This is a genomic window from Bifidobacterium sp. ESL0819 (assembly GCF_052606245.1).
Genome location: NZ_CP199587.1, coordinates 1,008,071 through 1,026,389, shown reverse-complemented (window position 1 = coordinate 1,026,389; position 18,319 = coordinate 1,008,071). Strand labels below are relative to the sequence as shown.

16 protein-coding genes are annotated in these 18,319 nt (G+C 59.7%); 4 read left to right on the top strand and 12 right to left on the bottom strand.

The features are described from left to right. Window positions 1-17: 17 nt before the first annotated feature. Entirely contained in the window at window positions 18-647 is a 630-nt protein-coding gene (locus ACUIAD_RS04385; protein WP_110451788.1) for an NUDIX hydrolase family protein, read from the bottom strand. A gap of 171 nt (window positions 648-818) precedes the next feature. On the opposite strand from ACUIAD_RS04385, the gene trxA reads away from it, so the two are divergent. Beyond that, complete coding sequence (gene trxA / locus ACUIAD_RS04380; protein WP_445342881.1) at window positions 819-1,163, top strand: thioredoxin; 345 nt, start codon at window positions 819-821, stop codon at window positions 1,161-1,163. 154 nt (window positions 1,164-1,317) lie between these two features. Continuing rightward, window positions 1,318-2,325, top strand: a complete 1,008-nt coding sequence (locus tag ACUIAD_RS04375) for a G5 domain-containing protein (RefSeq protein WP_110451715.1) — start codon at window positions 1,318-1,320, stop codon at window positions 2,323-2,325. A gap of 693 nt (window positions 2,326-3,018) precedes the next feature. On the opposite strand, the gene ACUIAD_RS04370 is transcribed toward ACUIAD_RS04375, so the two are convergent. After that, window positions 3,019-4,419: an NCS2 family permease gene (locus tag ACUIAD_RS04370; protein ID WP_110451714.1), complete on the bottom strand. Its 1,401-nt coding sequence runs from the start codon at window positions 4,417-4,419 to the stop codon at window positions 3,019-3,021. A 207-nt stretch (window positions 4,420-4,626) separates the two neighbouring features. Between ACUIAD_RS04370 and ACUIAD_RS04365 the strand changes: the two genes are divergently transcribed. Then, the gene (locus ACUIAD_RS04365; RefSeq protein WP_110451713.1) at window positions 4,627-4,830 is read left to right on the top strand and encodes a hypothetical protein; all 204 of its coding nucleotides are present in this window, start codon (window positions 4,627-4,629) and stop codon (window positions 4,828-4,830) included. Between the two features lie 4 nt (window positions 4,831-4,834). Here ACUIAD_RS04365 and ACUIAD_RS04360 read toward each other — a convergent pair whose 3' ends face one another. From ACUIAD_RS04360 to ACUIAD_RS04340, 5 genes are all read right to left on the bottom strand, one after another. Then, entirely contained in the window at window positions 4,835-5,821 is a 987-nt protein-coding gene (locus tag ACUIAD_RS04360) for an AEC family transporter (protein WP_110451712.1), read from the bottom strand. A 68-nt stretch (window positions 5,822-5,889) separates the two neighbouring features. Further along, entirely contained in the window at window positions 5,890-6,669 is a 780-nt protein-coding gene (gene pstB / locus ACUIAD_RS04355; RefSeq protein WP_110451711.1) for a phosphate ABC transporter ATP-binding protein PstB, read from the bottom strand. Between the two features lie 31 nt (window positions 6,670-6,700). After that, a complete protein-coding gene (gene pstA / locus ACUIAD_RS04350; RefSeq protein ID WP_110451710.1) occupies window positions 6,701-7,681 on the bottom strand; it encodes a phosphate ABC transporter permease PstA in 981 nt (326 codons plus the stop codon). After that, the gene (pstC, locus tag ACUIAD_RS04345; protein WP_110451709.1) at window positions 7,678-8,631 is read right to left on the bottom strand and encodes a phosphate ABC transporter permease subunit PstC; all 954 of its coding nucleotides are present in this window, start codon (window positions 8,629-8,631) and stop codon (window positions 7,678-7,680) included. The genes pstA and pstC overlap by 4 nt, the downstream gene beginning before the upstream one ends. Then, window positions 8,628-9,776: a phosphate ABC transporter substrate-binding protein PstS gene (locus ACUIAD_RS04340; RefSeq protein WP_110451708.1), complete on the bottom strand. Its 1,149-nt coding sequence runs from the start codon at window positions 9,774-9,776 to the stop codon at window positions 8,628-8,630. The genes pstC and ACUIAD_RS04340 overlap by 4 nt, the downstream gene beginning before the upstream one ends. Before the next feature lie 329 nt (window positions 9,777-10,105). On the opposite strand from ACUIAD_RS04340, the gene ACUIAD_RS04335 reads away from it, so the two are divergent. Continuing rightward, window positions 10,106-11,677 (top strand): MDR family MFS transporter, encoded by a 1,572-nt coding sequence (locus ACUIAD_RS04335; protein ID WP_445342880.1) that lies wholly within the window; start codon window positions 10,106-10,108, stop codon window positions 11,675-11,677. Here ACUIAD_RS04335 and ACUIAD_RS04330 read toward each other — a convergent pair whose 3' ends face one another. The 5 genes from ACUIAD_RS04330 to ACUIAD_RS04310 all read right to left on the bottom strand — a co-directional run bounded on the left by ACUIAD_RS04330 (window position 11,678) and on the right by ACUIAD_RS04310 (window position 18,279). After that, the gene (locus ACUIAD_RS04330) at window positions 11,678-12,736 is read right to left on the bottom strand and encodes a LacI family DNA-binding transcriptional regulator (protein ID WP_445342879.1); all 1,059 of its coding nucleotides are present in this window, start codon (window positions 12,734-12,736) and stop codon (window positions 11,678-11,680) included. It lies immediately after the preceding gene. Window positions 12,737-12,785: 49 nt separating this feature from the next. Then, window positions 12,786-14,936, bottom strand: coding sequence for a beta-galactosidase (locus ACUIAD_RS04325; RefSeq protein ID WP_445342878.1), 2,151 nt, complete (start codon window positions 14,934-14,936; stop codon window positions 12,786-12,788). Between the two features lie 25 nt (window positions 14,937-14,961). Then, window positions 14,962-15,930: a carbohydrate ABC transporter permease gene (locus ACUIAD_RS04320; protein ID WP_110451704.1), complete on the bottom strand. Its 969-nt coding sequence runs from the start codon at window positions 15,928-15,930 to the stop codon at window positions 14,962-14,964. Then, entirely contained in the window at window positions 15,927-16,763 is an 837-nt protein-coding gene (locus ACUIAD_RS04315) for a carbohydrate ABC transporter permease (RefSeq protein WP_445343798.1), read from the bottom strand. The genes ACUIAD_RS04320 and ACUIAD_RS04315 overlap by 4 nt, the downstream gene beginning before the upstream one ends. Before the next feature lie 190 nt (window positions 16,764-16,953). Then, on the bottom strand, window positions 16,954-18,279 hold the full coding sequence (locus ACUIAD_RS04310) for an ABC transporter substrate-binding protein (protein WP_445342877.1): 1,326 nt from the start codon (window positions 18,277-18,279) through the stop codon (window positions 16,954-16,956). Window positions 18,280-18,319 lie beyond the last annotated feature (40 nt).

The window sequence follows — 18,319 nt, the reverse complement described above, 5'->3', positions numbered from 1 at the left end:
CTCCAACGATTTGCGACTCACAATGCACCGGCCCAGGTCAGAGCGCTCAGCAGCACCTTGCCGTGCCCGCCGGGCATCTGGCTCATGAATGACTCCAGCATATCGCCCTTGGGATCGATCCACTCCACGTCCAGCGTCTCATCCTGGGGCTTGCAGTCCCCTGCTACCGGCACCAGATAGCACAGGGCGATGGCATGCTGGCGCGGATCGTAGTACTCCGAGACCCCTGGCGTGGGGAAGAACTCAGCCACGGTGAAGGGCTGTGGGCTGGAAGGCAGCATAGGCAAGGCCAGCTGGCCCAGATCCTTGGCGATGTTTCTGGCTAAAGCCTCCCTGATGGTCTCGTGGTAAAGGATTCGTCCGGTGATCAGAGTGCGCTCGATGTTGCCCTGATCATCCACGCGCAGAAGAGTGCCCACTTGGGTGACGGCACTCATCTCGTCCACGCGAACCGGCACTACCTCCACATAGGCCATCGGGAGACATCGGCGCGCACGGTCGATGGCATCACGGTCCAGCCATCCGGGAGGATTCGAGCCCGAAAAACCCCTGTTGAAGTCCTCTGGGGTGATGTGGGAGAAGGCGCCTCGGTCGCGATCGGCATCGAAGTCGTCATCATCGGGAATCTCGTCGTTCAGCACTGGCATGGCTCCATTATCCGCATTAGGCTTGACCGCCCACGGAACCCCGGCGGACATCTCCACCCAGAGCATATTCGAGCGCTTTCTCCAGCCTTGATGGAATGCTGTTGGTTGAAAGCGGTTGCTAAGCACGGGGGCTTCCCGCGCGACAGTCAAACGACTTCAAGGAGCATTATCATGGCCACCACGACTATTACCTCGGAAAACTTCGAACAGACCATCAAGGACAACGACCTGGTGCTGATCGACTTCTGGGCCACCTGGTGCGGCCCCTGCAAGGCCTTCGGCCCCATCTTCGAGAAGGCTTCGCAGACCAACACCGACATCGTCTTCGGCAAGGTGGACATCGACCAGAACCAGGATCTGGCCGCAGCCGCCGACATTCAGGCGGTGCCCACGCTGATGATCACCAAGCAGGGGCAGATCATCTTCAAGCAAGCCGGAGCGCTCAGGTCTTCGGACCTGGACGACCTGATCGACCAGGCGCGCAAGGCTGATTTGTCAACACCGGCACAGGTCTGAGCTGGTTGAGTTGGCTCCAGGACAGGTTTGCACTAGAGTAGAGCTGTGTTTGTCCAGTGACCATTTCGGCCCTAGCGGAAGCATGCGGCCGATAGTCGATAGGAAACGATAAATCGACTGTCACTGAGGATCTGTCGTCCAACAGAGGAGAGTAATGGCGAACCACCGTAGAGGACGGATGAGTGCGGTCAAGGCCCTGACCAAGCGTCAGTGGCTGCGGTTGGCTGCAGGTGTTACCGTTCTCGGCATGGTCGTTGGCGCAGGCTTTGTTTCGCGCGACTTCTACACATCCAGCGAGAGCTCGGCCAAGTCAGGGGTGACCTCCTATTCCGCCACCCAGGATCTGGACACCGTGTCCCGCGGCAGTACCAGGCAGGCCATCCGCAACGGTGCGGGTGGTGCCAACACGAACACCTCCTATGTGAATGTGCAGATCAACGGGAAGAACAAGGTGGTCCTGGGAACAGGCTTCACCAACGTCAAGTCCGTGCTGGAGGCCGGGGACATCACCCTGCAGCCAGGAGATCAGATCACCCCATCTCTGACCACCCGCGTCAACGAGAAGACCGTCATCCGTATCGACCGAGCCGGCGCCCAGGTCAAAACGGATGAGTCGCCCATCCCCTTCAACACCATCGAAGAGAAGACCAGCTCCCTCCCTGCAGGCACCACTAAGGTCAAGACGGAGGGACAGAACGGTGTTATGGAGACCACCAGTCTGGTCACGGCGGCCGGCAACAAGCATCTGACCAGCAATATTTTTGCCTCTTTCGTCAAGACGGTCCCCGTCGATAAGGTGATCCTAGTAGGCACTGGTGGCGGCACCCCCGCACAGGCCGGCTCGACCACCACTACAGTCCCTGTCGGTGAGGCCCAAAGCATCGCACATGGTCTGGTCACCTCGCGCGGCTGGGGCGAGGACCAGTTCACCTGCCTGGTTCAGCTGTGGAACAAGGAGTCCGGCTGGCGGACCAACGCCTCCAACCCATCGGGCGCCTACGGCATTCCTCAGGCATTGCCCGGCAGCAAGATGGCCTCGGCCGGCCCCAACTGGCAGACCGATGCCCATACCCAGATAGTTTGGGGGCTGGGCTACATCCAAGGCCGCTACGGAACCCCTTGCGGTGCATGGGCCCAATCCCAAGCGACCAACTGGTACTGATCTGTTTCAAACCGCCTGAACCAGAAGATCCCCAGCAGACTTCCTACTAGTCTGCTGGGGATCTTCTATGCAAGCGCACTAATGCAAAATAACTAATAATGCGGTCATTGTAATCACGTTCTGGGCTTTAACAATGTTATGTTTGCTCACCACAAGACCAGCAGCATAGGCGACACCAACCACGACCCATTCCAGCCAGGATCCTTGGACGGCCATGCGACGCAGACTATTTGCTGCCTTGTCAAGATATACCTATCTACTGGGCAACTTTTTCACGTTCGCGCAGGAGGCAAGAAACCAGCCAAGCACTGCCGAGCCAATCAGGAGGGCGCTGGACCGCCCTCGCACCAGCCCGTTAGATCCGCGCCTAGAATAGCGACACCGTCTGGAGGTTCAGTGGACTTCGCAGCCCATGAAAAATGGCGCCAACTCCTCCCCTTAATCCACACCGGCACTCTCCCCCCCTCCCAGGGGCCGAGCGAGAGATTCCAGCTCGCTTCACGACGGGAGACTGTCAGTTGAGAACCCACACTCAGCCAGATAACAAACCAGTAGGGCCTCGTCACTACACATGTGACGAGGCCCTACGGCTGTCTTAATTGCTTATTGTTCTCTCTCAGTCTCCCCTAGCCAGCAGATCGACAAGACCGCATCCTGCACGACTTGGATAGACATGGAATCGAAGACCTTGTTTCAGAGGACAGCCTGGAGCACGAAATCCAGGATGAAGAGGGCCGATACTGCCCAGATGATGGGATGGACCTCCTTGCCCTTGCGCTTGCAGACCATGGTCAGGCTGTAGGTGATGAAGCCGGCGGCCACACCGTAGGAGATCGAGTAGGCAAAGCCCATGAAGATGGCCGTGAAGAAGGCCGGTATGGCCTCAGACAGCTCGCCCCACTCAATCTCGGCGAAGGAGCTCATCATCATGCAGCCCACAATGACCAAAACAGGGGCAGTGGCCGCCGAGGGCACAGCCGAGATCAACGGAGCGAAGACGGCGCTAAGCGCAAAGCAGATGGCGATGACCACCGAGGTCAGGCCGGTACGACCACCTGCTGCGATGCCCGCTGCGGACTCCACATAAGTAGTGGTGTTGGAAGTGCCGAAGAGGGCGCCGATGGAGGTTGCCGTAGCATCGGCGAATAAGGCCTTATCCATCTTGGAACTGAAGCCGCGGCCGCTTTCCAGAGCCTGCTCATCCTCAGCGGAGAAGATGCCTGAGCGCCGGCCGGTGCCAACAAAGGTGCCGATAGTGTCGAAGGTGTCAGACAGGGAGAAGGCGAAGATGGTCACCAGAACCACTGGCAGCTTGGCTGGATCGGCGAAGAGGGCAGGGAATCCATCCTGGCTGAAAATGGCTAGGAAGGTCTGCGGCAGCTGAGACCAGGCCTGACCCAGATCAACCGACTTGGCCATGTTGGTGACCCCCATGGGGATGCCCAGCAGCGTGACCACGATGATGGCTATGACGAAGGCCCCCTTGTTGATGAAGGCCAAGTGACCCTTGAACTTGAAGATCAGCAGGAAGATGGTCAGCAACAAGCCGATGACGAAGAGGATGACACCGGAGGTGTTGAAGGTGGTCAGCCCAGGGTTGGCTCCTGCCGCCGAGGTCTTGTCGGGGGTGAACTTGATGATGCCCACATTGAGCAGACCCACATAGGCGATGAAGACGCCGATGCCGCCGCCGATGGCGTGCTGGAGCAGGGGCGGAATAGCCTGGATGATCATCTTGCGGAGCTTGGTGGCGGTGACCAGGATGTTGATCAGGCCGCACAGGAAGACCATGCACATGGTCTGCTGCCAGGTGAAGCCCAGCCCTTTGACCACAGTGAAGGTGAAGAAAGCATTCAGTCCAACTCCTGGCGCCACGCCGTAGGGGACGTTGGCCACCAGCGCCATGATCAGGGTGCCTATGATGGCAGCAATCAGAGTGGCGAGAAAGACGGCACCCCAAGGCATGCCCGCCGTGGAAAGCACCGAGGGATTGACCACGATGATGTAGGCCATGGCGAAGAAGGTGGTGATGCCTGCTACCACTTCCGTAGAGACTGTGGTATTATTGTCCGAAAGCCGAAATAGCTTATGCATATTCGATCCTTTTTGTCTTATTTGGCGATGAGACATGAGAAGAATATCACGAGCTCTCGGCTTTTTCTGTTACAAGTCCCTCCTATCGAGCTCAAATACCGCTGCAGAGCCTTCAGCCTGCCTATAATCAGCGTAAAGGCAGGGCCCTGAAGCCGTCCCCCAGAATGGGGATCAACTGTAGGGCACTGCGCTTTCGAGGAGGGGCATATGGCCAGGGATAATCACTGGGACCAGGACGATCAGAAGCAATACCAGCATGTACACGACAGCGAAGTCGATCGTGGGCAGGAAGAGCGCACCGCCGAGCGGATTGCAGCCGCCACGGTCAACAAGCAGCGCACCCGCGAAGGCCGTACCCTTCGTCAGGAGCAGGAGCGCCACGCCCAGGGCAAAGACAGCAAGAAAGACTGAATCCTTAAAGAAGGCCCATCTGCAGATGGGCCAAAACCATGAGCACGGCACCGATCAGCGCAGTCAGTGCCAGGGTAAATCCGGCCAGGCGTGCGTTGCCGAGCACCTTGTCGGTAAACATGGTGGCGAACACCGCTGTCGGAGCCAGGCAGCACAGAGCCACCGCCTGACGGACCAGAGGCCCGAAGGGCAGTAAATACCATGCAGCTGCAGCGAACAGGATGCCGAAAGGCAGCCGCCAGGCCAGAACCTGCAGTACGGCCTTGATGTCATCCCGGCCGCCGGGCAGCTCCATGAGCATGCCGACCATAAGCATGGAGCAGAAGGCGTTGGCAGCCGAGAGGGGGCGGGTTATCTGGGCCGACCAGCCTGGCAGCGAGACCCCGGTCAAAGTAAAGCCCACCATGACCATGTAGGTATCAAAGGAGGGCGAACCCAGGAAGCCCTTGGCTATGGAGATGGCCGCAGCCTTGCGATGGAGCTTCCGGGCATCAGGGTCATCCAGCTTGACCGGCTCTCCCGCAGCAGGATCCAGGGACCGGCCCGGTCGAATATGCAGGAGCCCCTGGGTCATGACGTTGGTCCCGGCAGAAACCATGACCGAGTTGCCGATGTCGAACATGGCGGCAGGCACCAGAGCTGCCGTGCCAAGCAGGGACTGGAGCATAGGGAAGCAGAAGCATCCGATGTTGAAGCCTGATCCGTTGAGCATAAGAAAAGCCCGCTCAGCCTTGGGCCGATGCCTGCTTGTCAGAAAGATGGCCAGGGGCGGAATGAGCGAGGCCACGAAGGCGAAGGCCGAAACCAAAAGCATGCTGGGATCATGAGGGTTGGTGGCGAAGGAGTGGATGATGGCCCCAGGCAGGACCAGGTCGAACACAACGGTCTGCAGCACCCGGTAGTCCAGCGGATGAAAGAGGCCAAAGCGCTTGAACAGGTAGCCCACCAGTATGATGCCCAAGAGGGTGGCCGGTTCCAGCAATACTTCCATGCCGTCTCTCCTTCCATGGATGCCGGAACCATGATAACTGACGGGCGGCCGCGCAGGCCGGTTCCGTCTCAGCCGAAACGACCGGAGATGTAGCGCTCAGTATCAGCCTCGTGCGGATTGGAGAAGATGGTAGTAGTGTCATCCATCTCCACCAGGTGGCCGGGCTGACCCACCGCCTTGAGATTGAAGAAGGCCGTATAATCGGAGACTCTGGCGGCCTGCTGCATGTTATGGGTGACGATGACGATGGTGTAGTCCCGCTTGAGCTCGTTGATCAGATCCTCCACAGCCAGGGTGGAGATGGGGTCCAGCGCCGAACAGGGTTCGTCCATGAGCAGGACCTGGGGGTGCACGGCCACGGCACGGGCGATACAGAGCCGTTGCTGCTGGCCGCCCGAAAGCCCGACGCCGGGCTTGTCCAGGCGATCCTTGACCTCATTCCAAAGATTGGCCCCGCGCAGGGCCCACTCCACCAGGTCGTCCGCGTCCGACTTGGCGATGTGCTTCTTATTGAGCCGGATGCCGGCCAAAACATTCTCCCGGATGGACATGGTCGGGAAAGGATTGGCCCTCTGGAAGACCATGCCGACATCCCGTCGCACCTCGACCGGGTCTACATCCGGTCCGTAAAGGTCTCGACCCTCCAGCAGCACCTGCCCGCTCACATGCGCCCCTGGGGTGATCTCGTGCATGCGGTCAAGGGTGCGCAGAACCGTGGACTTGCCACAGCCGGAAGGACCGATAAAAGCAGTGACCTTGTTGGCCTGAATGCGCATGTTCACGTCCTGAACGGCCAGAAAGTCTCCGTAGTAGACGTTGAGATGGCTGATGTCTATTCGTTGGCCCATGTTCCGGCCTCCGTTCCTCTCATGGCGGTGTTCAACGGGCCCGCCCAACAGCAAAGATGCGCGAGACCAGCCGCCCAAGCAGGTTGAGCAGCAGGACGATGAGGATCAGCACCAGGGCCGCCGCCCAGGCCCGCTGCATGTGGATGTCGGTCAGACATCCCGGGTCAGCACCTGGCCCGCAGACGGCCAGACCCTGGGAATACTCGTTGTAGACGAAGACCGGCAGGGTGGTCATCCTCCCGGAGAAGAGGTTGGGGTTGGTGGTGGCGATGAAGCCCGAGGCTATCAGCAGGGGCGCCGTCTCACCGATGACTCGTGCCACAGCCAGAATGGTGCCCGAGACGATGCCAGGCAGGGCCGTGCGCAGAACAATGCTGGTAATAGTCCGCTGCTTGGTCACCCCCAGGGCATAGGCCGCCTCGCGCAGGTCATTGGGAACTACGGCCAGCATGTCCTCGGAGGTCTTGACCACCGTGGGCAGCATGAGCAGAGAGAGGGCCACCGAACCAGCCAGTCCATTGACGGTGCCTGGCCCGACCACCAGAGCGAACATGGAGAAAGCGAAGAGGCCGGCCACGATTGAGGGGATCCCGCTCATCACATCCACCATGAGACCGATGGCCTTGGCCAGACGGCCTCCATGAGCGTATTCGACCAGATAGACCGCGCACATGACGCCCACCGGAATCGAAATGACCATGGATCCAAAGGTGATCTCCAGGGTGCCGATTACCGCGTGCAGGATGCCGCCGTATCCTCCTGATGGCGTGGGGTTGCCGCCCACTACCCCGCTCATGTTGTGGATCAGGAAGTCCGGTGTCAGCCGTTGCATCCCCTTGGACAGGCTGACCCAGAGCACCGAGACCAGCGGGATCAGGGCGACCAGAAAGGAGAGCCCGATCAGGACGGTCATCAGCCGGTCCTTGCGCTTGCGCGCACGAATGGAGGATCTGGTAGGCCTGAAGCGATCAAAATCGATGACCGGTCCGCGATCAGTTCGGCTTGTCATCATGCACCCGCCTTTGCTGTGATCCTGCGCGCCAGATAGTTGACGATAAAGGTGATGATGAAGAGGACCAGACCGGTGGCCACCAGGAGGGCCACGCCCTGGGAGTCCGCCTCGGGGAACTGGGCGGCGATGTTGGCGGCGATGGTTTGGCTTTTTGAAGCCTGCAGCAGCTGCAGGGAGTAGCTGAAGCCCGGCGAGAGGATCATCAGCACCGCCATAGTCTCGCCCAGGGCGCGTCCCAGCCCCAGCATGGATGCCGAAATAATGCCCGAGCGGCCAAAGGGCAGGACCGCAAGCCGAATCATCTCCCACTTGGTGGCTCCCAGAGCCAAGGCGGCCTCCTGCTGCAGCCGAGGAGCCTGGACCAGAATGTCGCGGGTGACCGAGGTGATGATGGGCAGAATCATGACCGCCAACACCAGGGCCACAGTGGCCACGGACCGGGCCGGGGCGGCGACAGGACCGGAAAACAATGGAATCCAGCCAAGATGAACGGATAGCCAGCGCCAGAAGCCGGTGATATTGGGAACCAGGACCAGGGCCCCCCAGAGTCCGTAAATCACCGAGGGCACAGCAGCCAGCAGATCGATCACTGTGCTGAGCAGCGCGGACAGGCGGGACGGGGCGTAGTAGCCGATGAAGAGGGCGATGCCCAGCGAGACGGGGAATGCCAAGAGCAGGGCCAGGCCGGCAATCAGAATGGTGCCGAAAACCAGCGGGCCCACATAGCCCAGGAAACTGCTCGCCCGTCCACCGCTCAGGGCGAGTATGGCCTGGGTGCGGGACTCCGGATCTCCGGTGAAGGCCGGAAACGCGCGCAGGATCAGAAAGAGGGTGACCGCAGCCAGAGCCAGCAGTATCAGGATGCCTGCACCGGCGGCGCAGGCCTTAAAGATCTGGTCCACCCGCTTGGCCTTGTTCAGGGTTGCGGTCTTGTTTGGTTTGTCGGTCATGCCTTCCCCCCGATGGTCTCCACCGAGGCCATGGCCTGGCTGCGCAGTCCCTGCCCCAGCTCGGCGCTGCCTGCGTTGGCCGCGGCCATGCGCTGGCCCTGCTCGCTCAGCAGATAGGTCAGCCAGGCCTTGGCGAACTGGGCCTTGGACCCGTCCGGATCATGTCGATAGGCCGTGCAGACCACGTCGTAAGAGACCAGGACGATGGGATAGGTGTGCTCACGGCTGGTGCGATGGTCCACGGTCAGGACCACCCGTCCAGGCTGGCTGGCCTGAGGATCCCGCTGGGCGGCATCCAGCAGGTTGGCGACGGTCTTGGCTGCAGGCGGTTGCCAGGTCTTCCCCACCTGCACGGCCACGGTGCCCAGTCCGGTGGTCTGGGCCGCGTCCGCATACCCGAAGGTGCCCGTCGCCTGGTTCATGGTCATGACCACGCCGGCAGTGCCCTTGGCACCCTGTCCCAGGTCATTGGGCCAATTCTCGCCCGCTGGATAAGGCCAGGCGGACCCAGCCGTATCGTGCAGATAGGACAGAAAGCTTTTCGTGGTGCCGGACTTGTCCGAACGATGAATCACGGTGATGTCAAGATCGGGCAGATTGGCTTCCGGGTTGAGCGCTGCTATGCGCGGATCCCGCCAGTTGGTAACCTTTCCGGAGAAGATCTTGGCGATCAGAGCCGGATCCATCCGCAGATGGCCGTCTGAACCCTTCGGCCACAGATCAGGAAGATTGTAGGCCACGGCGATCGGAGTGGCATAGACGGGCAGGTCAATGGCTGTACCGGAGCCACAGATCTGACGCGAGCGCTCAATCTGATCGGCAGTCAACGGCGCATCGGTACCAGCCCAGATGGTCGAGCCCGACAGGAAGGCGTTGACTCCAGCACCGGAACCCGCCGGATCATAGGAGATGCGCGCCCCCGGGTGCTGCTTGCGGAAGCCTGCTATCCAGGCCTCGTCGGCGCTCTGCTGGGAGGATGCGCCAGATCCGGCGAACTCGCCCTGGAACAAGGCTTGATCTGCAGTATTGCCTGCTCCGCTGCCTTCGATGGGGACGTTGTCGCCGCAGGCTGCCAGGGGAATCATCATTGCCAGTGACATGAGGAGGGCCGGGAATCTTCCACGACCGTGACCATGTGCGTGCATGCTACCTACCTTGACCGCCGTTGCATATCAAACGTCCGTCCTCATCAGCCCGTGTCGGACCCTCCCGTATTCACATTACCGAAACTCGCCTCACACAGCATACTGGAAACGCTGACCGTCAAACAAGGTCTTCACAACCGCGTCAGCCGTGTGGAAAAACCCAATCACAATCCACGGCCTGGTATATTATAAGGTCATTGTCGGACGCTTAGCTCTCTCGTTCTTTTCTTAGTGTCACCGGTATCGGTATGCCCTGATTTCCTTTTTGGGACGGCACCGCAGGGAGCGGTATGCGCAGTGAAAACCGAATCCAAAGGAAGTGGTGGTGCATGAGGAAGCAGGAGCTCGCCAAGCAAGGGCGGACCCTCAGCAAGGATGGAGCCTTCGTCAACGGAAAGCTCACCCATGAAGCCTTCCTTTCGCTGGCCATCCTGACCGTCATCACCTTCCTGGGCAACTTCACCCAGCTGCAGCTGGCTTCGGCCCTGCCTACCATTGTGGACGAGTTCCACATCACCCTGACCGCCGGTCAGTGGCTGACCTCGGTATTCCAGCTGGTCATGGGCGTCATGGTGCCCTTGACCGGCTTTCTGACCAAGCGCTTCTCCACTCGGCAAATCGTCATCACCTCCATGGCCGTCTTCACCCTGGGGTCCCTGCTGAGCTGGCAGTCGCAGACCTTCGCCCTGGTCCTGCTGGGCCGCGTCCTGGAAGCCGTGGGCACCGGGACCATGTGGCCCGTCCTGCAGATCACCGTCTTCTCCATCTATCCTCTGGCCAAGCGCGGCATGGCCATGGGCACCGTGGGCCTGGCCATGAGCGTGGCCCCAGCCATCGGCCCCACCCTGGGCGGCTGGCAGACCGATGCCAACGGCTGGCGCTCCATCTTCCTGACGCTGAGCATTTGCGGAGCGGTAGCGCTGCTCCTGTCCATCTTCGGCCTGCACAACTTCGGTCAGCGCGACACCAGCGTCAAGGCGGACTTCTTCTCGGTAGCCCTGTCCATCTTCGGATTCGGCGGCCTTATGTTCGGCTTTACCAACATTGAGAACTTCCCCATCACTTCCTTCATGACCTGGCCCTTTATGCTGGTCGGCCTGATCGGGATCATCTGGTTCGTTCTTCGCCAGCTCCACCACGACAAACCCCTGCTGGACCTGCATGTGCTGCGAATCAAGAACTTCACCGTGGGCACCATCATCGCCTCCATGTCCTTCTTCGCCTTCAGCTCGGTCACCGTCATCCTGCCCATGTACATCCAGACGGACCGCGGCTTCTCGGCCACCATGAGCGGCCTGGTCATGCTGCCTGGGGCCATCGGCACCGCCATCGCCCAGTTCTTCGGCGGCCGTCTGCTGGACCGTTGGGGCGCTCGGCCCGTGGCCATGACCGGCTGCTCGGTCCTGCTGGTGGGCACCATCGCGATGAGCATGATTGGTGCCAACACGTGGATCGGCCTGGTCTCCATCTGCCAGTTTGTCCGCCAGATCGGCATGGGCTTCACCCTGATGCCCTTGACTACCTGGTCCCTGAACAACCTGGCTCCCAAGGATGTTTCAGCCGGTTCGGCCGTCACCAACACGGCCCGTCAGATCGCCGGAGCTGTCGGAGCGCCCATACTGGTCATCCTCATGGAGACCATCACCACCCTGCGCCACAGCGCCTTGGGCGGCGGCCGCTCCACCCAGATTGCAGCCAACATCTTCGGCGTGCAGTGGGCCCTGCGCATATCGGCACTGATCTGCTTGGGCATGGTCCTGCTGGTCTATTTCGGCGTTCGCGGAAACGGCGCTGGCTCCGGTCGTCAGATGACCCGCATGCTCCTGCGCCACATGCACATCATCCACACCGACTCCCCTGTCGCTATCACTTCCTCAGCCGACTCCAAGGCCCAGAACTGATCACCGGGTGGTTCTGCGGGCTATGACTCGCGATCCGATGACCAGATCCTGGGGAGCCGTAGCTCTGCCTCCGATACGTCCCAGGACGCGGTCGACACAGGTCCGTGAGATCCACCGCAAGCAGGAATCCATAGTAGTAAGCGGGGTTTGCAGATAAGCAGACTCCTCGATGTTGTCGAACCCGATGATCTGGACCTGGTCGGGTACGGCTCTGCCGTAAGCAGTCAGGGCTGACAGTGCACCGATAGCCAGCTGATCATTGAGGGCTATCACCCCATCGAAGGGCGCACCCGTCTCTAATATCCTCTGCATGGTCAGGTACCCGCTGCCCAAGGTCCAGTCATAACCGGTTACGCCAAGAAGCCGATCATCCAGTTGCAACCCCCTGGCACGGATCGCCTTGAGCACGCCCTTCATCCTGAGCTCGGCATTGCCTTCGATCGCAGCCGTTAACCGACCATAGTCAAGCGGCGCATGCAGACCGATGACCGCCAGCGAGCGCACCGACCGATCAAACAAATACTCTGCGGCCATCCGAGCCGCTTCGGCATCATCGACCATGACGTGATCCGCCACCCCATGGGTAGTCCGTGCGCCCACGCATACCAAGGGGTAACGCACATCCAGGTCCTCCACGGCGAATCGCTCAAGCTCCGACATGGAAAGAATTATTCCGTCGCTGATAGTGCTGTTAAAGGAGGCCAGAATCTCATGCGCCCCCTTGGCAGACCCCTCGGCATAGGTACTGACATATACCGCATAGTCCCGCAGACGAGCGCTGTCGATGACCCTATTAGCCAATTCGGCCAGATAAGGAGGAGTCAGCGAAGGCACAGCCAGCGTAATAATACCGGTTTTGTTGCGGTGCAGATTACGGGCCGCGGCATTGACCTGGTACCCCGATTCGTCAATGACCTGCTGCACACGCGCACGGGTCGCATTGGACATACGGCCATTGCCGTTGATTACATTGGAGGCTGTCTTCAGCGAGACACCCGCCCTGCTGGCCACCTCGCGCAGGGTGATCCGTTTGCCTGGACGTCCTTCATCCGCTGCCATAGACACTCCTTAGAATGGAACAACCTCCAAGGCACTATGGCGATCACATTTACTGACGGGTGATCACCACACCATGCACTCCTATAGTGTAGCGATTGCCGGATAAACCATCCCCCCCGCACCGGGTCGCTCGTTGAACCACCAAGGCCTCGCCCGAGGTGGCCACATCTCTGATAACCGTCGACTCCCGGCTGAAATAGAAATGATACCGACCCTGTGGCCCGGATCTGATCAGGTGCACCAACCGCGGATCGCCGTCACGACCGTTATGCAGCCCTGCTTCTGAGGCGTCGGCGAGAAAATCAGGAGGGAAGATTCGACTGATCACCGAAACCAGCGATTCCTTGGCAAAGCCCGTGCCCAGATAGAGGACGCGGCCCTGACCATATCCATGAATGGTCACCGCAGGCTCCCCAGCCATGTCGAGGTCATAGGAACGACGGCCCTGGTAGCGAGCCAGCACCCTTACCGAATCCTCTAGGCTCAAGGGCTCATTGACCCATATATTGCCCTCAATGCCCTCTGATACCAGGATGGATCCACCGCCTTGGTCGCTCGTGCCCAAGGCGATCAGCTCCTGGGAAGCGACACCTGTCAGATCCCGCAAAGCCCCAGGATATCCGCCCAAGCCGACGTGCATATGGTCGTCCATAAGGCCACTGGCGAAGTCCACCACCAGCCGACCGCCCTTGCTCACATAGTCGCGCAGACGGGCGGCTTGCTGCTGATCCAGCAGAATCAGGGCCGGCAACACCACCACGTCGTAACTCTCCCACTGCCCCTTCAGGGGCGCGACATCCGCCCTGAGTCCGACGTCAAGCAGAGCCTGATACCAGGTATAGACCTGCTGCCAATGATCCATAGAGGGATCAGGCAGAGTCGAATCCGCCATGGACCACTGGCAGTCGGCATCAAAGAGCAGAACCATAGTCGAGGGTTCCAACCGGGTCCCGGCCAGTCCGCTCTGGGAGAGCCTTCGCAAAATGCATCCCAAATCGGCAACCTGTTCATAAATTGCCGAATCCGGCCCTGCATGGGGGACCATGGCCGAGTGGAAGGCCTCTGCTCCGAAGGCGGACTGCCGCCATTGGAAGAAGTTGACCGAATCCGCTCCCATAGCCACATGGGCCAGGGCGTCCCGGATCAGTTCGCCTTGGCGCTTGGACGCGTTGAAGATGCGCCAATTGACTGCGGATGTGGAATGCTCCATCAGACACCAGGGATGACGCTGAGCATAGGCATCCACCAGGGAGTCCGAGCAGAGCAGCTCATCCAGATGTCCGGGTCCCTGGGCGAAATAATGGTCGTTGGCCACGAAATCGACCTGGTGCGACCAGCGCTCATAGTCCAGGACGCATTGGTCCGTCGAAACCATGAAGTTGGTCGTTAGCGGTTTATCGGGGGTAAGCTCCTGCAGTTGATCACGTTCGGCACAGAAAAAATCCATCAGCGCATCAGAACAGAATCTTCGGAAGTCCAGGCGCAGTGCCGGATTGATAAAGGCGTCACGCACGCCAGCATGTTCAGGCAGGGGTACCTGATCAAAATCCTGCAGCCTCTGGGACCAGAAATCATTGCCCCAGGCTCGGTTAAGCTCCTCGATGCTGCCGTAGCGCCTGCGGCACCAGCCTCGGAAGGCCTTCAAAGCATCCTGCGAGTAGTCGGCTGCATTGTTCCATCCATACTCATTGCCCACATGCCAGGCGACCACCGTCGGATTGTCGCGGAAGTGCTCACCCATGGCCTTGCAAAGTCGAAGGGCATAGCGCCGAAAAACCGGCGAGGTGGGCCTCCAGGACTGCCGTGCGCCCGGATGGACCAGGGTCCCGTCCGCCTCCACGGGCAACACCTCAGGATGCGCCTGGTAGAGCCAGTATGGGGCCGTGGCCGTGGCCGAAGCCATGTCTACGGCGATACCGGCTTCGCCCAGCAAGGCCACCACCCGATCCAGCCAATCAAACTCCCAGACTCCGTCGCTGGGCTCCAGACGCGCCCATGAGAAAATGCCCAGGGTCACCATGGTGACGCCAGCCTGCCTCATCAGTGCAACATCTTCGGCCCATACCTGCTCCGGCCATTGATCTGGGTTGTAATCCCCCCCGAACCAGATTCCCTTCGAATGACCATCGGGGCCCTTCGGCCAGCGGTAAGGTCTATAGGGCTGGGGCTGTCGACGGTCATGATGGTCTGTTCTGCTCATGCTTGATCCCGTCTGCGAGTTCCCGCTACTCCTTGACAGCACCGGCAGCCAAGCCGGACTGCCAGTATTTCTGCAGCAACAGGAAGGCGACGACGATGGGGATGATGGTGACCAGGCTGCCCGTCACCACCAGGTTCTGAATGGCATGGGCACCGGCTGTCGATGCCTGGTCCTTCCAATTGTTGAGCCCGATCGTCAGCGGGTACCAACTGGAATCCTTGAGCATGATCAATGGCAGGAAGTAGTTGTTCCAAGTGGCCACAATAGTGAAAAGCGCTGTGGTCACGATCCCAGGGGCCAGCAGAGGCAGGCTGACCTGCCAGAAAGTGCGGAACTCCCCGGCCCCGTCGACCCGAGCTGCCTCCAGTAGTTCGGTAGGCACCGCCTGGTCGGAGAAGATCCACATCAGGTACAGGCCGAAGGGCGAGATCAGACTGGGGATGATCATAGCCCAGGGCGTATCGGTCAGTCCGATCTTGGCGAAGAGCAGGAACTGAGGCACGGCCAAAGCGATGCCCGGGACGCTGATGGCCCCGATGACCACTGCGAAGACAAGGCGGCGGCCCGGGAAGCGGAACTTGGCCAAGGCATATCCGCCCAGCACGGCCAGCAAGGTGGCGCCACCGGCTCCCACTACTACGTAGAGCAGGGTGTTGAGCAGCCAGCGCCCGAAGATACCGCCCTCATAGGTGAATACCTCGCGCAGATTGTCCCAGAGGGCGAACTTGTGTCCAAAGGCCAGACCGAAGGTGCCAATGAAATCCGACTGGGTCTTGGTGGCATTGATGACCAGCCAGATCAGAGGAAACAAGCAGTAGAGCGCGAAGATCCCAGCAACCAGGGTCAACAGCCAGCTGCGCCGCGGATTGTTCGGATTGGAAAACCCTGTTCGGGCTGCCCTCCGACGTTCCGCACGCTCATCTCGTGCTACGCGCCGAGCACGCATGCGTTCAGCCTTGACCCCGTCGATAGTCCTCGTATCAACCATGCTCATTGCATCTGCTCCTTCATTCCCCTGAGCTGGACGGCATAGGCGGCGACCATGGTTATGATGGCCATGACGATGGCCAAGGCTGCCGCGTAGTTGCTCTGGCCTCCCATGAAGCTCAGGTTGTAGGCATACATGTTGGGGGTGTAATAGGTGGTGATGGCGTTGCCTGGAACCATAGTCTGCAGCACCGAGGGCTCATTGAAGAGCTGGAAGCTGCCAATGATGCTGAAGATGACCGTGATAACCAGGGAGCTCTTGAGCTCGGGGATCTTGATATTGCGCACGATCTGCCACTCCGAAGCTCCGTCTATAGCCGCTGCCTCATAGAGCGAGTGCGGCACAGTCGACAGCGAGGAATAGAAAATCAGCATGTTGTAGCCCGTGAACTCCCAGGTGTTGATGTTGCCTATGGCGGCCAGAAGCACGCTGGGCTGCAGAACGTCGATATGCGTGCCCAGCCATTGATTCAGGGAACCTATCATTCCGTACTTGGTTCCGTATATGAATCCCCACATCAGAGCCGCCACTACGGCAGGCACCGCATAGGGCAGGAAAGTGCTGATTCTGAAGAAGCGTGTGCCGTGCAGCTTGAGCGAATCCAGAGCCAGCGCCATCAATGCCGCCAGAAAGAGCATGATGGGCACCTGGACCACAGTGAAGATCGCCACACGGCCAACTGATGACCAGAACTGCCCGTCCTTGATCAGCCTGACGTAATTGGCCAGGCCCACAAAGACGTTCCCTCCGATCATGCGCTTCTCGTACAGGCTCAGATAGATGGCATAGAGCACCGGCAGGACGAAAACGAACACGAAGACCAGGACAAAGGGTCCCATGAATTTCCATCCCCGCCAGTCGCTTCTGTGAGGCCGCTCCCCGGTGTGCCTCCCGCTGGCTTCGCCAGGGCCATGATCCCGCGCGTGGGCCAAAATCCGCGCAGTCGAACCTTCGGCTTCACTCATGATGCCTGTCCTTCTTTCCTGTCATTGTTCGAAGGCGGCTGCTACCAGCCGCCTGAGTCATCACTCACTTGTTGACCTGATACCCCTGCTGGTTGCCGTGATCCACCAACTTCTGCTGATAGTCCTCGAAGGCCTTCTCCAGACTGGTCTTCTTCATGTAGGCCTTGCCGATGGAATCCCCATAGGTTGACTGTGCGAAGGGGTTGTAAGGCAGGTACTGGAACTTGGAGACTTTGAGGTTGGCTGCCTCGGTCAGCACCTTGTTGACCTCCTGGCCTCCGAAGTACTCATTCTTCTTGCTGGTGAAATCAGCGGAACTCAGGATACGTTTCAGGGAGGGGAAGCTGCCTTGGTCAGCCATGACCTGAGCTCCTTTGCCATGCGTCAGATATTCGGCGAACTTCCAAGCTGCCGCCTTGTTCTTGGCCTTCTTAGGCACGACAAGAGCCGAACCGCCATCTTCCGCAGACACGCTGTCCCCCTCTTTCCACTGCGGCAGAGGCGCAACCCTCCAGTTGCCTTTCTGGTCGGGCGCACCAGACTCCAGATTGGTGGGCATCCAGGCGCCAATGGTCAGCGAGGCCACCGAACCATCGTTAAGCGCCCTATTCCAGTCATCAGACCAGTTGGCGGTCTTGGTATCGAGCAGGTCTTCGTCGATCAGCTTTTGCTGGAAATCGATATACCGCTTCATGCCGGGATCCTTGGTCATGTTGATGGTGATCTTGTCGCCATCGACCTTCCAAGGGTGCGCCCCAGCTTGCCAGGCCTGCGCGGTGAAAGGCTGATAGGCATTCTTGTCGCCGGCGTTGTTGGTAATGTAGGAACCTGCTGCTCGAATCTTCTTAGCATCCTGATAGTACTCATCCCAGGTCTTAGGGGGCTCGGGAATGCCGGCCTTGTCGAAGACCGCCTTGTTGTAGAAGAAAACCTCGGGACCTGCATCAATGGGCAGCGCATAGGGTTTTCCGTCATACTGGACCTTGTTCCAGGGTCCCGGGGTGAAATCGTCAGCGAACTTGTCAGCCCCATACCCCGATAGATCCTCCAGGTTGTCTTCAATCGCAAACTGCTGGACAGTAGGATCCTCCAGCATGGTGACGTCAGGAATGCCCTTGCCTGCAGCTACTGCGTTGGACAAGGCCACCTGAGTGTCACCGGCAGTGCCGGTGTTGTTGTACTTCACAGTGATGCCGGGATTGGCCTTTTCGAAAGCATCAATGGTTTCCTTGATGCCATTGCCCCAGCCCCAAAAGACTATGCGCCCTGAGGCTTTGCTAGTATCCGCTGGCTTCGATGCTGATCCAGACCCGCTGCTTCCACAGGCAGCGAACGAGGCCAGGGCAACCATGGTGACGCCCATGGTCAGGATTTTTCGTGCAGAATACATGATGAACCTTTCATATTGGTTAGAAAACGTCCTTGATAAG

What these genes read in the sequence shown, in the direction of transcription:
- ACUIAD_RS04320 (WP_110451704.1), bottom strand. Translation starts at nt 15,930, where the DNA reads ATGAGCATGGTTGATACGAGGACTATCGACGGGGTCAAGGCTGAACGC.
- ACUIAD_RS04340 (WP_110451708.1), bottom strand. Translation starts at nt 9,776, where the DNA reads ATGCACGCACATGGTCACGGTCGTGGAAGATTCCCGGCCCTCCTCATG.
- ACUIAD_RS04385 (WP_110451788.1), bottom strand. Translation starts at nt 647, where the DNA reads ATGCCAGTGCTGAACGACGAGATTCCCGATGATGACGACTTCGATGCC.
- ACUIAD_RS04360 (WP_110451712.1), bottom strand. Translation starts at nt 5,821, where the DNA reads ATGGAAGTATTGCTGGAACCGGCCACCCTCTTGGGCATCATACTGGTG.
- ACUIAD_RS04325 (WP_445342878.1), bottom strand. Translation starts at nt 14,936, where the DNA reads ATGAGCAGAACAGACCATCATGACCGTCGACAGCCCCAGCCCTATAGA.
- pstA (WP_110451710.1), bottom strand. Translation starts at nt 7,681, where the DNA reads ATGATGACAAGCCGAACTGATCGCGGACCGGTCATCGATTTTGATCGC.
- ACUIAD_RS04315 (WP_445343798.1), bottom strand. Translation starts at nt 16,763, where the DNA reads ATGGGACCCTTTGTCCTGGTCTTCGTGTTCGTTTTCGTCCTGCCGGTG.
- ACUIAD_RS04365 (WP_110451713.1), top strand. Translation starts at nt 4,627, where the DNA reads ATGGCCAGGGATAATCACTGGGACCAGGACGATCAGAAGCAATACCAG.
- ACUIAD_RS04330 (WP_445342879.1), bottom strand. Translation starts at nt 12,736, where the DNA reads ATGGCAGCGGATGAAGGACGTCCAGGCAAACGGATCACCCTGCGCGAG.
- trxA (WP_445342881.1), top strand. Translation starts at nt 819, where the DNA reads ATGGCCACCACGACTATTACCTCGGAAAACTTCGAACAGACCATCAAG.
- ACUIAD_RS04335 (WP_445342880.1), top strand. Translation starts at nt 10,106, where the DNA reads ATGAGGAAGCAGGAGCTCGCCAAGCAAGGGCGGACCCTCAGCAAGGAT.
- pstB (WP_110451711.1), bottom strand. Translation starts at nt 6,669, where the DNA reads ATGGGCCAACGAATAGACATCAGCCATCTCAACGTCTACTACGGAGAC.
- ACUIAD_RS04310 (WP_445342877.1), bottom strand. Translation starts at nt 18,279, where the DNA reads ATGTATTCTGCACGAAAAATCCTGACCATGGGCGTCACCATGGTTGCC.
- ACUIAD_RS04375 (WP_110451715.1), top strand. Translation starts at nt 1,318, where the DNA reads ATGGCGAACCACCGTAGAGGACGGATGAGTGCGGTCAAGGCCCTGACC.
- ACUIAD_RS04370 (WP_110451714.1), bottom strand. Translation starts at nt 4,419, where the DNA reads ATGCATAAGCTATTTCGGCTTTCGGACAATAATACCACAGTCTCTACG.
- pstC (WP_110451709.1), bottom strand. Translation starts at nt 8,631, where the DNA reads ATGACCGACAAACCAAACAAGACCGCAACCCTGAACAAGGCCAAGCGG.